The 13,451-nt window shown below is 58.6% G+C and carries 15 protein-coding genes and 1 pseudogene; 15 read left to right on the forward strand and 1 reads right to left on the reverse strand.

Annotated features, from left to right (window positions below):
• The first annotated feature begins 69 nt into the window (after positions 1-69).
• The 12 genes from acpP to ACYZTU_RS09065 all read left to right on the forward strand — a co-directional run bounded on the left by acpP (position 70) and on the right by ACYZTU_RS09065 (position 9,939).
• Complete coding sequence (gene acpP / locus ACYZTU_RS09010) at positions 70-306, forward strand: acyl carrier protein (protein ID WP_003442511.1); 237 nt, start codon at positions 70-72, stop codon at positions 304-306.
• Positions 307-414: 108 nt separating this feature from the next.
• Positions 415-1,659, forward strand: coding sequence for a beta-ketoacyl-ACP synthase II (gene fabF / locus ACYZTU_RS09015; protein ID WP_282375707.1), 1,245 nt, complete (start codon positions 415-417; stop codon positions 1,657-1,659).
• Positions 1,659-2,474 (forward strand): aminodeoxychorismate lyase, encoded by an 816-nt coding sequence (pabC, locus tag ACYZTU_RS09020; protein WP_461969516.1) that lies wholly within the window; start codon positions 1,659-1,661, stop codon positions 2,472-2,474. Before fabF ends, pabC begins: the two co-directional genes overlap by 1 nt.
• A gap of 3 nt (positions 2,475-2,477) precedes the next feature.
• Positions 2,478-3,743, forward strand: a complete 1,266-nt coding sequence (mltG, locus tag ACYZTU_RS09025; protein WP_461969518.1) for an endolytic transglycosylase MltG — start codon at positions 2,478-2,480, stop codon at positions 3,741-3,743.
• Positions 3,744-3,762: 19 nt separating this feature from the next.
• On the forward strand, positions 3,763-4,395 hold the full coding sequence (gene tmk, locus ACYZTU_RS09030) for a dTMP kinase (protein WP_461969520.1): 633 nt from the start codon (positions 3,763-3,765) through the stop codon (positions 4,393-4,395).
• Positions 4,388-5,374 (forward strand): DNA polymerase III subunit delta', encoded by a 987-nt coding sequence (locus ACYZTU_RS09035; protein WP_461969521.1) that lies wholly within the window; start codon positions 4,388-4,390, stop codon positions 5,372-5,374. Before tmk ends, ACYZTU_RS09035 begins: the two co-directional genes overlap by 8 nt.
• 42 nt (positions 5,375-5,416) lie before the next feature.
• Positions 5,417-5,773 carry a PilZ domain-containing protein gene (locus tag ACYZTU_RS09040; RefSeq protein WP_461969523.1) on the forward strand — a complete coding sequence of 119 codons (357 nt, stop codon included), beginning with the start codon at positions 5,417-5,419 and terminating at the stop codon, positions 5,771-5,773.
• A gap of 14 nt (positions 5,774-5,787) precedes the next feature.
• Positions 5,788-6,573, forward strand: coding sequence for a TatD family hydrolase (locus ACYZTU_RS09045; RefSeq protein ID WP_461969525.1), 786 nt, complete (start codon positions 5,788-5,790; stop codon positions 6,571-6,573).
• Positions 6,574-6,915: 342 nt separating this feature from the next.
• A complete protein-coding gene (locus ACYZTU_RS09050) occupies positions 6,916-7,554 on the forward strand; it encodes a TetR/AcrR family transcriptional regulator (RefSeq protein WP_008152317.1) in 639 nt (212 codons plus the stop codon).
• A gap of 142 nt (positions 7,555-7,696) precedes the next feature.
• Positions 7,697-8,665: a GTP 3',8-cyclase MoaA gene (locus ACYZTU_RS09055; protein WP_461969527.1), complete on the forward strand. Its 969-nt coding sequence runs from the start codon at positions 7,697-7,699 to the stop codon at positions 8,663-8,665.
• A gap of 87 nt (positions 8,666-8,752) precedes the next feature.
• A complete protein-coding gene (locus ACYZTU_RS09060; protein WP_461969529.1) occupies positions 8,753-9,361 on the forward strand; it encodes a DUF4823 domain-containing protein in 609 nt (202 codons plus the stop codon).
• Between the two features lie 17 nt (positions 9,362-9,378).
• The gene (locus ACYZTU_RS09065; RefSeq protein ID WP_461969531.1) at positions 9,379-9,939 is read left to right on the forward strand and encodes a DUF1285 domain-containing protein; all 561 of its coding nucleotides are present in this window, start codon (positions 9,379-9,381) and stop codon (positions 9,937-9,939) included.
• A 61-nt stretch (positions 9,940-10,000) separates the two neighbouring features.
• Here ACYZTU_RS09065 and ACYZTU_RS09070 read toward each other — a convergent pair whose 3' ends face one another.
• Positions 10,001-10,873 carry an esterase/lipase family protein gene (locus ACYZTU_RS09070; protein WP_461969533.1) on the reverse strand — a complete coding sequence of 291 codons (873 nt, stop codon included), beginning with the start codon at positions 10,871-10,873 and terminating at the stop codon, positions 10,001-10,003.
• A gap of 257 nt (positions 10,874-11,130) precedes the next feature.
• Here ACYZTU_RS09070 and ACYZTU_RS09075 point away from each other — a divergent pair.
• From ACYZTU_RS09075 to ACYZTU_RS09085, 3 genes and pseudogenes are all read left to right on the forward strand, one after another.
• Positions 11,131-11,527: pseudogene (locus tag ACYZTU_RS09075) on the forward strand (FadR/GntR family transcriptional regulator); the annotation flags it as partial.
• 86 nt (positions 11,528-11,613) lie between these two features.
• Entirely contained in the window at positions 11,614-12,327 is a 714-nt protein-coding gene (locus ACYZTU_RS09080) for a GntR family transcriptional regulator (protein WP_461969535.1), read from the forward strand.
• Positions 12,324-13,322, forward strand: a complete 999-nt coding sequence (locus tag ACYZTU_RS09085; protein ID WP_461969537.1) for an ADP-ribosylglycohydrolase family protein — start codon at positions 12,324-12,326, stop codon at positions 13,320-13,322. The genes ACYZTU_RS09080 and ACYZTU_RS09085 overlap by 4 nt, the downstream gene beginning before the upstream one ends.
• The last annotated feature ends 129 nt before the right edge of the window (positions 13,323-13,451 follow it).

Raw genomic sequence — 13,451 nt, forward strand, 5'->3', positions numbered from 1 at the left:
AAAAGTCTTTCTATACACTTACCCACTGGCCAGCTGCCTGAATTTGTCCATTAGGAGTGAAAACAAGGTATGAGCACCATCGAAGAGCGCGTCAAGAAAATCGTTGCTGAGCAACTGGGCGTTAAAGAAGAAGAAGTGGTCAACACTGCTTCCTTCGTTGAAGACCTGGGTGCCGACTCCCTTGACACCGTTGAGCTGGTGATGGCTCTGGAAGAGGAATTCGAGACCGAAATCCCTGACGAAGAAGCTGAGAAGATCACTACTGTACAAGCCGCAATCGATTACGTTACTAACCACCAGGCTTAATAGCTTGTAATCGTTGCTTGCTGTCATGGAAAAACCGCACTGCCATCACGGCGTGCGGTTTTTTCTTTAGGCCTGATGCAAAGTCGTCATTTGAAAAAGGAGAGTGCTGTGTCGCGTAGACGCGTCGTAGTCACCGGTATGGGTATGTTGTCGCCACTGGGCACGGATGTGCCGAGCAGTTGGCAGGGCATTCTAGCTGGCCGCAGTGGCATTGGTCTGATCGAACACACCGACCTTTCTGCCTATTCCACCCGTTTTGGCGGCTCGGTAAAGGGCTTCAATGTCGAGGAATACCTGTCGGTCAAGGAAGCTCGCAAGCTCGACTTGTTCATTCAATACGGTCTGGCCGCAGGTTTTCAGGCAGTTCGTAACGCCGGTCTGGAAGTCACCGACGCCAACCGTGAGCGCATCGGCGTGGCCATGGGCTCGGGTATTGGCGGACTGACCAATATCGAAGAAACCAGCCGCACGCTGCATGATTCCGGCCCACGACGGATTTCTCCGTTTTTCGTGCCTGGCTCGATCATCAATATGATTTCCGGTTTCCTGTCCATCCACCTGGGTGCACAGGGACCTAACTACGCCATCGCCACTGCGTGTACCACCGGTACGCACTGCATTGGCATGGCGGCCCGCAACATCATGTACGACGAAGCCGACGTGATGATTGCCGGCGGCGCCGAGATGGCGGCTTGCGGTCTGGGCATGGGCGGCTTCGGAGCTTCCCGCGCACTGTCGACCCGCAACGACGAGCCGACCCGCGCCAGCCGACCATGGGACAAGGGGCGTGATGGCTTCGTGCTGTCCGACGGCGCCGGCGCTCTGGTTCTCGAAGAGCTGGAACACGCCAAGGCCCGCGGCGCGACGATCTACGCCGAGCTGATCGGCTTTGGCACCAGTGGCGATGCCTACCACATGACTTCGCCGCCGGCCGATGGCGCAGGTGCTGCGCGTTGCATCACCAATGCCTTGCGCGATGCCAAGATCAATGGCGATCAGGTTCAGTACGTAAACGCTCACGGCACCTCGACTTCCGCGGGCGACCTTGCCGAAGCCTGTGCGATCAAGTCGGTGTTCGGCGATCACGCTTACAAGCTGGCGGTCAGTTCGACCAAGTCCATGACCGGCCACCTGTTGGGCGCGGCGGGCGCGGTCGAGGCGATCTTCAGTGTGCTGGCGATCAACAGTCAGGTGGCGCCGCCGACCATCAACCTTGATGAGCCGGACGAAGGTTGCGACCTCGATTTCGTACCGCATACCGCGCGAAATATGAATATCGATGTGGTGCTGTCCAACTCCTTCGGGTTTGGCGGTACCAACGGCTCGCTGGTGTTCCGCCGGTTCGCTGACTGATGGACAGCTGGGTTGACGGTCAGCCGGCTGACGCTTTGTCGCTGAAAGATCGCGGCCTGGCTTACGGTGATGGTCTGTTCGAGACCATTGCTGTGCGCAATGGCACGCCAGTGCTGCTGGATCGGCATCTGGTGCGTTTGGTCAAAGGTTGCCAGCGGTTGGCAATTAATCTCGACCATGCGGCCGTGTGCACTGAGTTACTGACTTATGCCCAAGCATTGGGTGAAGGTGTGCTGAAGCTCATCGTCACGCGTGGCGAAAGCGCGCGCGGTTATGCGCCCGATCCTTCGGCTCAGGCGCGACGCATTATGCTGGGCAACCCTCCTGCGGTTTATCCTGTTGCCAATGCGGAGCAGGGCGTTCGCCTGTTCCCCTGTGCGACGCGGCTTTCCAAACAGCCTCTGCTCGCCGGACTCAAACACCTGAACCGTCTTGAGCAGGTCATCGCCCGTTCCGAATGGCAAGACACCGATCATGCCGAAGGCTTGATGCTCGACCAGGCCGGGCGCGTCATTGAAGGCGTGTTCAGCAATCTGTTCCTGGTGCGCGATGGTGTACTGATCACGGCCGATCTCAAACGCTGCGGAGTGGCCGGCGTGATGCGTGCCGAATTATTGTTTCAAGCCGATTCACTGGGGATCCCCACCCAAATCACCGACATCACCCTCGATCAGCTGCAATGGGCTGATGAAGTCTTTGTCTGCAACAGCGTGTATGGCGTTTGGCCTGTGTGCGCCTATGCAGCACTGAGCTGGCCGGTTGGTCCGCTCACCCGTAAACTCCAAATTATTGCCCGTGCGCTACTGGATGCTTGATACGTGAGACGTAAATTCTTGCTGCTGCTGGAAACCGGATTGGTTCTGGCGGGGCTGTGTCTGGGCGCTTCCGCCTGGAAAATCCATTCGGCGCTGGACCAACCGCTGAACATCACCCAGGAAGAACTGCTGGAAGTGCCAAAAGGCACGACACCCACCCGTACCTTCTATCGACTCGAAGCCAACGGCGTCATCAAGGATGCTTTTTGGCTTCGCGTGTATTGGCGCTTCAATCTCGCCAAACAACCGTTGCACAAGGGTGAGTACCGCATGCAGCCCGGCATGACTGTCGAGGGCTTGATCGACCTGTGGAAACGCGGGGAAATGGTTCAGTACAGTCTGACCTTGGTCGAAGGCTGGAATTTCCATCAGGTCCGTGCGGCACTGGCCAAGGATGAAAAACTCGAACAGACCTTGAACGGTTTGAGCGATAGCGAGGTGATGGACAAGCTCGGACACACCGGGATCTTTCCCGAAGGACGATTCTTCCCCGACACCTACCGCTTCGTGCGTGGCATGACTGACGTCGAGCTGCTGAAGAAAGCCTACGACCGCCTCGACGAAGTCCTCGCCAAGGAGTGGGGGCAGCGCTCGGCTGACGTGCCGTACACCGAACCCTATCAGGCGCTGATCATGGCCTCGCTGGTGGAAAAGGAAACCGGTGTGCCGCAGGAGCGCGGGCAAATCGCTGGCGTGTTTGTGCGGCGCATTGAAATGGGCATGTTGTTGCAGACCGATCCGACCGTGATCTACGGCCTCGGTGATCGTTACAACGGCAAATTGACTCGCGCCCATCTCAAGGAAGCGACCCCGTACAACACCTACATGATTTCGGGCCTGCCGCCGACTCCGATCGCCATGGTCGGCCGCGAAGCGATTCATGCAGCGCTGAATCCGGTGGCTGGCAATAGCCTCTATTTCGTGGCCCGTGGTGATGGCAGCCACGTGTTCTCCGATGATCTGGACGCGCACAATAACGCTGTGCGTGAGTTCCAGATCAGGCGCCGTGCCGACTACCGCTCCAGCCCCGCGCCGACCACGGCGCCAGAGGCGACGGATGAGCAGGCACCGATTCCGGCTGCATCGCCCGACACCGCCCCCGAGGATCTGCCGCAAGTGCCGCCGCAAGAGCCTGCTCAAGCGGCGCCACCCGAACCGCAAGCGCCTGCCCAGGAACCGTCACAGGCGCCGGCGCAAGAACCCGTTCAAGAACCCGCTGCTGCACCTGTGCCCGAACCGGATGCAACCGCGCCGCAAAGCCCGCAATGACTCTGACTAAGGACTGCCTGTGACTGGCTTGTTTATTACTCTGGAAGGCCCGGAAGGTGCCGGCAAGAGCACCAATCGCGAGTACCTGGCCGAGCGCCTGCGCGCCGCTGGGATCGAGGTCGTGCTGACCCGCGAACCCGGCGGCACGCCGTTGGCCGAGCGGATCCGCGAAGTGCTGCTGGCGCCGGTTGACGAAGTCATGAACCCGGACACTGAGTTGCTGTTGGTGTTCGCCGCGCGAGCCCAGCATCTGGCCGAAGTGATTCGCCCGGCGTTGACCCGTGGCGCAGTCGTCTTGTGTGATCGCTTCACCGATTCGACCTACGCCTATCAGGGGGGCGGTCGCGGCCTGTCGCTGGAGCGCATCGCGACCCTGGAAACCTTCGTCCAGGGCGATCTGCGCCCGGACCTGACGTTGATTTTCGATCTGCCGGTGGAAGTAGGCTTGGCCCGCGCCAGCGCTCGCGGTCGTCTGGATCGTTTCGAACTCGAAGGCCGAACCTTTTTTGATGCGGTGCGCAGTGCTTTCCTCAAGCGTGCTGAAGCGGATCCTGCGCGTTATGTCCTGGTCGACGCCGCCCAGCCGCTGGCGCAGGTTCAGCAGTCACTGGATGCGTTGCTGCCGCGTTTGCTGGAGTTGACTCGTGGCTGAAGCCTATCCGTGGCAGGACAGTCTCTGGCAGCAGTTGGCCGGTCGCAAGCAACATGCTCATGCCTATCTGCTGCATGGCCCGTCCGGGATCGGCAAGCGCGCGCTGGCCGAGCGCTTGATGGCCAGTTTGCTGTGCCAGCGTCCATCCGCCCAGGATGCTTGTGGCGAATGCAAATCCTGTCTGTTGCTGAAGGCCGGCAGTCACCCCGACAACTACATTCTGGAACCGGAAGAAGCCGATAAGGCGATCAAGGTCGATCAGGTTCGTGATCTGGTCAGCTTCGTGGTCCAGACCGCGCAGATGGGCGGCCGCAAAGTGGTGCTGGTCGAGCCGGCCGAGGCGATGAACATCAACGCCGCCAACGCCTTGCTCAAAAGCCTTGAAGAACCTTCCGGCGATACTGTTTTGCTGTTGGTCAGCCACCAGACCAGTCGTCTGTTGCCCACGATCAAGAGCCGCTGCGTGCAGCAGGCCTGTCCGCTGCCGAGCGAAGCCATGAGTCTTGCGTGGCTGGCGAAGGCTTTGCCGGACTGCTCGGAAGAAGAGCGCATCGAGTTGCTGACCCTGGCTGCCGGTTCGCCACTGGCCGCCGTCAACTTACAGGCCCAGGACGTGCGTGAGCAGCGCGCGCTGGTGGTCGATGGCGTGAAGAAGTTGCTCAAGCAGCAACAGTCGCCAACACAATTGGCCGAAGGCTGGAATGCGATTCCACTGTTGCTGCTGTTCGACTGGTTCTGCGATTGGTCGAGCCTGATCCTGCGCTATCAGCTGACTCAGGATGAAGAAGGGTTGGGACTGACAGACATGCGCAAGGTGATTCAGTACCTGGCGCAAAAAGCCGGCCAGGACAAAGTCCTGAATATCCAGGACTGGATCCTCGCCCAGCGCCAGAAAGTGATGAGCAAAGCCAACCTCAATCGCGTGCTGTTGCTGGAGGCACTGTTGGTGCAATGGGCGGGTTTGCCTACCCAGAGGTGACCGTCTGGGCCTAGACTCTGAACATCAGCAGTGGAGGTCAGCATGAATGAAGCCGTCAGTCCGGGGCCGCGCAACGGCATTTTGTCCCTGACGATCAAGGACAAGTCCGTGCTTTACGCGGCCTACATGCCGTTCATCAAAAACGGTGGCCTGTTTATCCCGACCAACAAGAACTACAAGTTGGGCGATGAGGTATTCATGCTGCTGAACCTGATGGATGAACCGGAAAAGATACCGGTTGCCGGCAAGGTCACCTGGATCACTCCCAAAGGTGCGCAGGGCAACCGGGCCGCAGGAGTCGGTGTGCAATTTAACGACGGCGACAACACTGCGCGCAGTCGAATCGAAACCCATCTGGCCGGAGCCCTGAAGTCCGACCGTCCCACTCATACGATGTAAGTTGCAGCCCTTTTATGCTCGTAGATTCCCATTGCCACCTTGATCGACTCGACCTCTCCGCCCACGACGGCTCGCTGGATGCTGCACTGGATGCGGCCCGTCAGCGCGGGGTAGGGCATTTTCTGTGTATCGGCGTCAGCGTAGAGAACGCCGCGGACGTCAAAGCCCTGGCCGAACGTTACGACGACGTCGACTGTTCGGTTGGCGTACATCCGTTGGATGTGCAGCCGGGTGCAGCGCCGGCGTTGGATTGGTTGTTGCGCGAGCTCAACCACCCGCGTGTGGTGGCGATTGGTGAAACCGGTCTGGATTATCACTACGAGCCAGAAGCGGCAGAGTTGCAGCAGGCGTCATTTCGACTGCACCTGCAAGCGGCGCAGCAGACCGGCAAGCCGGTGATCATCCACACCCGTGGCGCCCGCGCCGATACGTTGAATCTGCTGCGCGAAGCCGCGCTACCCCAAGCGGGCGTTCTGCATTGCTTCACCGAAGACTGGGATATGGCCAAAGCTGCGCTCGACATGGGCTACTACATTTCCTTGTCCGGGATTGTCACTTTCCGCAATGCTGACGCTCTGCGTGACGTGGCCAGTAAAGTGCCGGCTGACCGACTGCTGGTGGAAACCGACTCGCCCTACCTGGCGCCGATTCCTCATCGCGGCAAACCGAACCTGCCGCAGTACGTGCGCGACGTAGCGGAATTTCTGTCAATGTTGCGTGGTGAGCCCTACGAGCGTTTTGCCGAGCAAACCACCGAAAACTTCAAGCGGCTTTTTCCGCTGGCGCATGTGAAAGGTTAAATCGCAGGCAAAAAAAACCCGGGTTCTGGGGGGGGAATCCGGGTTAAGACCATTAGGAGTAAAACAAAGGCACGCGGTCCGTTGGTACCTATATCGGCGCGACACTTGGGGGAGATGCCCCGCCGACATTTGAAGTATTGATCAGTATTGCGCCGAGTCCAGTTTACCGGTCACGGTTTTTAAACAAATTTGGAATACGGGCGCTTCGGTTGAGTTCTCATCACTCTGCCAAACTTCCGGAATTCATCAAGAAACATATATATGGTCGGATGATCCGTGCATTTTTGCGCAAGTTAGGCATAATACGCGGCTTCGAATTTTGACCCCTACAGACCTTTTCTTATGCATAAAGAACCTCGTAAGGTCCGTGAGTTTCGTCGCCGCGAGCAAGAAATTCTCGATACCGCGCTCAAGCTGTTCCTCGATCAAGGTGAAGACAGTGTCACCGTCGAGATGATTGCTGATGCCGTCGGTATCGGCAAAGGCACGATCTACAAGCACTTCAAATCCAAGGCTGAAATCTATCTGCGCCTGATGCTCGATTACGAGCGCGATTTGAACGAGCTGTTGCATTCGGCCGATGTCGACAAGGACAAGGAAGCCCTGTCCCGCGCCTACTTCGAATTCCGCATGCGCGACCCGCAACGCTATCGGTTGTTCGATCGCCTGGAAGAAAAGGTGGTCAAGGGCAATCAGGTTCCGGAGATGGTCGAGGAGCTGCACAAGATCCGCGCCTCGAACTTCGAACGCCTGACGCTGCTGATCAAGGGTCGGATCAGTGAAGGCAAGCTCGAAGACGTGCCGCCATACTTCCATTACTGCGCGTCCTGGGCGCTGGTGCACGGCGCTGTGGCGCTGTATCACTCGCCGTTCTGGAGCAATGTGCTGGAAGATCAGGAAGGCTTCTTCCAGTTCCTGATGGATATCGGCGTGCGGATGGGCAACAAGCGCAAGCGCGACACCGACACCCCGAGCAGCTGAGTCCATACAGTTCGCCTTATCGCGCCATGATATTCACACCATGGCGCAGTACCGCAGGAATATACTCAGGCTTAGGTATTGCTAAAACTTGATTTGTGAGTCAAGTTTTAGCGGTCCGAATATTCTTTCGCCGGAGTGATCCATGATCGTTGACCGTCAAGGCAGGCGTTTTCGCAATTTGCGAATCAGTCTGACTTCAGCCTGTAATTACGCTTGTACCTACTGCGTGCCCAACGGCAAGCGTTTGGTGGCTGCGCAGGATGAATTGTCGGCCGAGGCCATGGCACGCGGTGTGGCATATCTGATCGAGGCCGCAGGCATCGAGCGTTTGCGCATTACCGGTGGCGAACCGCTGGTCAGCCCCAAACTCGAAACCTTCATGACCGCCGTCGGGCAGATGGGCCTGGCGGACATCAGCCTGACTACCAACGGTCAGCTGCTGGCGAAAAAACTGCCACTGCTGGTGGACGCCGGCATTCGTCGCATTAACGTTTCGCTCGATACCCTGGATGCCAGCGCTTTTCGCAGCATTGCCCGTGGCGGCGATCTGGCGACTGTGCTCGACGGTATGGGTCAGGCCAGTGCAGCCGGCCTGAAGATCAAGGTCAATATGGTGCCGCTGCGTGGGCAGAACCTCGATCAAGTGATGCCGCTACTCGATTATTGTCTGGAGCGCGGCTATGAGCTTCGCTTCATCGAGCTGATGCGCATGGGCCACCTGGCCAGCGACTCCAATGCTTTCCTGCAGCAGTTCGTGAGCCTTCAGCAGTTGCTGAGCCTGATCGGTGAGCGCCACGAGTATCTTCAGGCCGATGCGCCAGTCGACGCCACAGCCGTGCGGTACGAGATCCCGGGGCAAGGCCACTTCGGTGTGATCGCCAACGAAAGCGTGCCGTTCTGCCGCACTTGCTCGCGGCTGCGTCTGTCGTCCACGGGCTGGCTACATGGCTGCCTGTCTTCGAGCAACCGCCACTATGTCGGCGATCTGCTGGACAAACCCCGTCATCAAGCATTGCCCGCCTTGCAGAGACTCTTGGTGAAAGCCTTGGGTGATAAACAGGAAGTGGCATTTTCTGGTGGCGCGACTGTGATGAAAATCATCGGCGGATAATCTCTATTCCTGCCACACCGAGCTGGCGCGGAAGCTGCATCCCATGGCCATTCGCCGGTTTTCCGTCACCGGCCTCTGGAGGGTAGGATGCGTAGCCTGGTTTTGCTGCTGGCCGTTTTGGCGCTTGGTGGCTGCATGAATGTCAGCGATCTGGCTGAAGGGACTCGCTACCACATGAGCGATGCGGGGCTGCTCGACCATAGCGACAGTCGTCGTGTGAATAACCTGCGCATTCAACCGGACTCTTTCGTCTATATCGCCCAAGGCGCCTTTGTGCCGCCGGGCAGTGCTGTCTACCCACGACCTAACGTGATAGCCGAAGTCGCCTTCGATGGCTTTGTCGAATACTTCCCTATGGTCCGCCGCGCCCGTGCCCCGGAAGGCCTTGATCAAGCCATGGGCGAGGCCCGTGCCGCCGGTGCCCATTACCTGCTCTATACCCGGTTCGCCAGGTCCGACGACCGTATCGGCAACTCGGACGAATGGCTCGATCAGGAAGCCCTGGATCGCCTCGGTATCGACAGCGGCGTGATTCAGATCATGTTGATCGAGACCAGTACCCAGTATTTGATTGATACTGCACGGATCAAGAGTCGTGGCGGTTTACTGACGTTCCACGACAAAAAGCCAGAAGACCTGATGGGCCCGCCGCTGGAGCAATACGCGCGCAGCCTGCTGGGGCTCAGCGACCAGTAGTTCAAAAGGAGAACGCCATGAGTGGCCCGCAAAAAGCCAACGATCTGTTGGGGCAAATCCCCAAAACCAAAGGCTTGCCGCCAGTCCACCTGTGGAACCCCGACTTTTGCGGCGACATCGACATGCGTATCGCCCGTGACGGCACTTGGTACTACCTGGGCACGCCGATCGGGCGCAAGCCGATGGTCAAGCTGTTCTCCACCATCATTCGCCGCGATGGTGACGATTACTTCCTCATTACCCCGGTCGAGAAGGTCGGCATCAAGGTCGACGATGCGCCCTTCGTGGCGATTGCCGTGGACGTGGAGGGCGAGGGCGAAGCCCAGCTCTTGCGCTTCACCACCAATGTTGATGAGACCGCCGAGGCCGGTGCCGAACACCCCATGCGCGTGGTGATCGACCCGGTAACGCAGGAGCCTGCACCCTACGTGCATGTGCGCACCAACCTAGAAGCCTTGATCCACCGCAACGTGTTTTACCAACTGGTGGAATTGGCCGTGACCCGTGAAATCGACGGGCAGCGCTGGTTAGGCGTGTGGAGTGGTGGCGAATTCTTCCCCATCGGGCTTGAGCCTTAACTCGCTGAGTTGCTGTGTTCTGAAAAACGGCCCGCTATCAAGCGGGCCGCTCTCATTGGGCTTACAAACCCTTGCTCTTGAGCCGAGCGGCATGGTCAAGGTAGAGCTTGACCGGGTTCACATTCCAGCTGTCGACCCCTGCAATCTGATTGACTGCGTCAAAATGGTCCATCGGGTAATCGGAGCGAATCACTTTCCCCAGGTGCGAACTGTATTGACCAACCAGCCCGTCGTTGGCGTTTTTCTCTTTGTAAAATAGCTTCGACAGCACGATACAGTTCAAGTGGGACGGATCGAGGGGTTGCAGGCTTTGAAAGTTTTGTACGATCCCGCTCCAAGAGTAGTAATACACGCCGTTTTCAATTTCGTTGCCTTCCCCACCCCAATGTTTCGGTATTCCTTGCGGGTACTTGAGATTGAAAGCGGCCAATCCTGCGCTGGTCAGGGATTCGAAAGCCGCTTGAGCGTCCTGAGGGTTTTGCGGATGGCCGCTGATCAACGAAATGAAGGTGCCGACTGCTTTGAACAGGGCTAAAACGAGCGCTTCGGGCAACTCTCCAGGCGTCAGCGCCTTATGCAATTGGTCGGCAATCTCGGAGCCATGATTGGGGCAGCTGACGGAAGTGACTGATGCGACCTTTTCCGGGTGTAGCGCCGCTACGTAGCGTGCGGCCAGTGGACCTTGGCTGTGCCCGATCAGATTGACCTTGGCGGCTCCCGTTTCCTGCAAAATACGGTTGACGTGTTCTAGCAGTTTTTTACCGCGCTCCTCGTTTCCGTTAACGGCTGGAATATTGACGGCAAACACCGTGGTGCCAGCATGTTCCAGAGCTTCCTTTATTTCGAAGAAGTAGGGATAACCAGCAATTTTATCGAAGCCAAAAAGGCCGTGGACCAAAATAATCGGGTATCGCGTAGACGTATCCATGTTCATGCTTATACCTGCCGATAGCGGACTTTAGTGGAACAGATGCTATTGACTGCTTGATCTGTCGCGGCTAACTGTAGGTCACAATAGGGGGGTTCGTTCAAATTGCTCGCCTGGACGCCGTCAAACAGAAAAATTCAAATTGACACCAAATCGTATGATGATTGGCGTGGACACCCATCGCGAACGGCTTTGTGCCGTCCTTGCCTCGAGGTATCCATGTCCAGCAGTTTTCATGCGTTGTCGGTCGATTGGCTGGGTTCGCCAAAGGCATGCTCGAAGTCGGGCCAAAGGTCGGTACGCGGGTGTTGCCGGTGCGGCGCTGGAACCTCTTCGATCCACAAGTCGTAAGCTGGCTGTCGCGCAGCGGCTTGCCGGAAAACTTCGTCGACGACTTGCTCGACCTGCGCCGCACCATCGAACCAATGGCCGTGCGCTGGGCGTGCGAGCACGCTACCGTCGAGCAGGTTCAAGCCATCCTTCAGGCTTACAACGCATTGGAGGGGGCAGTGGACAGCGGCGTCGATTACAACCGTGCCGACCAGTAATTCCACGAGTGCATCCTCGCCGCGAGCCACAATCAATTCATCGAACAAAAGGGTCCCGGCACTCGGCGCGCTGCTGGCGGTGTCTTTCGAGGTGTCCGCCGCCCAAGCGGAGCATAGGAACGATCAGCGTAAGTTCACCCGCCACCTCCCTGAAATATCCCTTGCCCGCTCAACCCCGTTTCGGTTATCACTCTGTACATGATTAGACAGGTACGATTTGACAAAAAACAACGGGTGGTCGACGAACTCATCGGGCGCATCGAAAGCGGCCTAATGGAGGACGGCTTTCTGTTGCCGGGCGAGCATCAATTGGCTCAAGAATTCAAAGTCAGCCGCGGCACGCTGCGCGAGGCCCTGGCTGAATTGAAACGGCGCAACTACATCGCAACCCAAAGCGGGGTGGGCTCCATCGTCACCTTCGACGGTGTAGTGCTCGATCAGCGTAGTGGCTGGGCCCAGGCCCTGGCCGACAGCGGGGCGCTGATCAATACCGAAGTGCTGCGGCTGGAGGCGGTCACCCGTCCTGACCTGCTGCCGCGTTTCGGCACTGACCAATTCATCACCCTCGACCGGCGGCGCCGTTCCAACGAAGGCAAGCTGGTCTCCCTCGAACGCTCATTGATGCCCGCCACCGGAGGCCTAGAAAGCCTGCCTCGGGTCGGCTTGATCGATGACTCCCTGACCATCACCCTGGCCGCCTATGGCTACATCGGCGAACGCGGCGATCAATGGATTGGCGCCGAACCCTTGAATGCCGAAGACGCCGAACTGCTCGGTCGTCCGGTCGGCACGGTTTTCCTCAAGGCCTTGCGCACTACCTACGACCGTCGAAACCGCTTCATGGAGCAGGTCGAAAGCTTGCTCGACCCGGTGCACTTTCGCCTGCACCTGCAATTTGGAAACTCGCAATGACAGCGCTCAACCGTGCCTTGGGCGCTTTCTACGGCCTGGCCCTGGGCGATGCGCTGGGCATGCCGACCCAATCCTTGAGTCGTGCCGAGATCAAGGTGCGCTTCGGCGAGATTACTGATCTGGAGGACGCCGGCCCGGATCAACCGATCGCCGCGAACATGCCCAAAGGCTCGATCACCGATGACACCGAACAGGCGATTCTGGTCGGACAATTGTTGGTTGAAGGCGAGGGCCGGCTCGAACCGGCGATGCTCGCCCAGCGGCTGATCGAATGGGAATCCGAGATGCAGGCCAAGGGCTCGCAAGACTTGCTCGGCCCTTCGACCAAACGTGCTATCGAAATGATTCTCGCCGGCCACTCGCCGGAAGAAGCGGGGCGCTACGGCACCACCAATGGCGCGGCGATGCGCATCACGCCGGTGGGGATTGCGGCGGACGTTGCCAACCCTGAGCGTTTCATCAACGCTGTCGTGCAGGCTTGCCAGGTCACCCACAACACCACGTTGGGCATTTCCAGCGCGGCGGCAGTGGCGGCGGTGGTCTCGGCCGGTATCAACGGCATAGACCTGGGCGAGGCGTTGAACCTCGGCCAGCAAATCGCTCAGCAAGCTGAAAGCCACGGTTACTGGGTGGCTGGCGGACGCATCGCCTCGCGCATCAGCTGGGCGCGGACCCTCAGTGATGACAGCGACAAGGCATTGCTGGCGGATTTGATGTACGACGTGATCGGCACATCGGTGGCTTCGCAGGAATCGGTGGTGGTCTCGTTTGCCTTGGCCCAGCAAGTGGCCATTGGCGAAATGAACGCTTTCGAAGCGCTGTGCATGGCCGCAAGCCTTGGCGGCGACACTGACACCATCGCGGCGATTCTCGGCGCCATGCTCGGGGCCTGCCTGGGCCTTGAGAGTTGGCCGGTCGAGATGATCGACACGGTCAAAGCCGTGAATGCATTGGAGCTGGAACCTTTGGTGAGAGGACTTCTCGCCCTGCGTTGACTGGACTACCTATATCGCGAGCTTGCTCCGGGCGGCGTTCCGACGATGGGCGCGCCGCGTATTTCATTTGATAACCCCGCAATGGATCGCACTGACTTGGCCAGGACAGCCGGGATGTCGTTTTGTCTT

It is taken from the genome of Pseudomonas sp. HLT2-19-2, from assembly GCF_054898005.1.